Here is a 1684-nt window from a genome sequence, read left to right as displayed (position 1 = left end):
CGCGCTGGCGCTCGACGGCGGGCGCATCCTCTCGTGGAGCTTTGATGGGACGCTGCGGCTCTGGGACTTCGAGGGACGTCCCCTCGGCGTGCCCATGGAAGGCCACACGAGCTGGATTAACGGCGCGTGGGCGCTCGACGGCGGGCGCATCCTCTCGTGGAGCAGAGACGGGACACTGCGGCTCTGGGACTGTGCGGGACGCCCCCTCGGCGTGCCCATGGAAGGGCACACCAGCTGGGTAAGCGGCGCGCTGGCGCTCGACGGCGGGCGCATCCTCTCGTGGAGCTTTGATGGGACGCTGCGGCTCTGGGACTTCGAGGGACACCCCCTCGGCGTGCCCATGGAAGGCCACGTGGTTCCGGTCAACGGCGCGCTGGCGCTCGACGGCAAGCGCATCCTCTCGTGGAGCCTAGGCAGGACGCTGCGGCTCTGGGACCTCGAGGGACACCCCATCGGCGTGCCCATGGAAGGCCACACGGATGCGATCAACGGCGCGCTGGCGCTCGACGGCGGGCGCATCCTCTCGTGGAGCCAAGACAGGACGCTGCGGCTCTGGGACTTCGAGGGACGCCCCCTCGGCGTGCCCATGGAAGGTCACACGGATGCGATCGACGGCGCGCGGGCGCTCGACGGCGGGCGCATCCTCTCGTGGAGCAGAGATGGGACGCTGCGGCTCTGGGACTTCGAAGGAAACCCCATCGGCGTGCCCATGCAAGGCCACACGGACGCGATCAACGGCGCGCGGGCGCTCGACGGCGGGCGCATTCTCTCGTGGAGCAGAGACGGGACACTGCGGCTCTGGGACTTCGAGGGACACCCCATCGGCGTGACCATGCAAGGCCACACCAGCTGGGTAAGCGGCGTGCGGGCGCTCGACGGCAAGCGTATCCTCTCGTGGAGCAGATACGGGACGCTGCGGCTCTGGGACTTCGAGGGACACCCCCTCGGCGCGCCCATGGAAGGGCACACCAGCTGGGTAAGCGGCGCGCTGGCGCTCGACGGCGGCCGCATCCTCTCGTGGAGCTTTGATGGGACGCTGCGGCTCTGGGACTTCGAGGGTAAGGCGCTTGGCGTCTATTCACCTTTCGGAGGGCCCATCATAAACGTCCTACCGATTGCAGGCGAAAGCCACAGGTTTACCGTCATTGCGGCCAACTGGATAACCTGTCTATCGCTCGCAAAACCCGGCCTGCAATAAGCAGTCGCAGAAGGCTCTAGACCCTGAGAGTGCGCCTGTCCCAAAACTTGAGCCCCATTCCAGTGAGATGCAATACTTGCTGCTTTGCGGGGTTCCACATGGGCAGGGCCATGTGAGGAAGCCGAGGAGCGCCACTCGATACAGGTGATGACGATGCGGCAGTAAGATGCCATAGCAGCCTAATGCCCGTTCCAAACGAATTTGATCCCTTGGCCGTAGATAATGTAGGCGTAACCTTGGCCGTCGAGCTTCTTGAGCAACCGCTGAGCGTGATGCCACCGGAAGAGCCATTCAGCGGTGCTGGTATTTACGCGCTTTATTATAATGGCCCGCATGACGCCTATACCACGCTCTGCGAGCTAGATCGGGCTCGCTTTAAGTACCCCGTCTACATTGGCAAAGCCGCAGGAGAGGTGGTGCCGGTTTCTTGGACAGGATGCTAAGCTACTCCCGAGCTGATGGATTGGTACGGGAATGAAGACGACG

At 64.3% G+C, this 1684-nt stretch carries 1 protein-coding gene; it reads left to right on the top strand.

The features are described 5' to 3' along the window. Positions 1–1198 (top strand): WD40 repeat domain-containing protein (locus B2G71_RS23510; RefSeq protein ID WP_206049510.1); only part of this gene is annotated, 1198 nt, incomplete at its 5' end. Between the last annotated feature and the right edge of the window lie 486 nt (positions 1199–1684).

Origin of the sequence: Novosphingobium sp. PC22D (assembly GCF_002556635.1) — a bacterium.
In the GTDB taxonomy this organism is placed as follows: domain Bacteria; phylum Pseudomonadota; class Alphaproteobacteria; order Sphingomonadales; family Sphingomonadaceae; genus Novosphingobium.
Note: the sequence above shows the minus strand (reverse complement) of the source record. Positions and strands in the feature narration are given on the sequence as shown.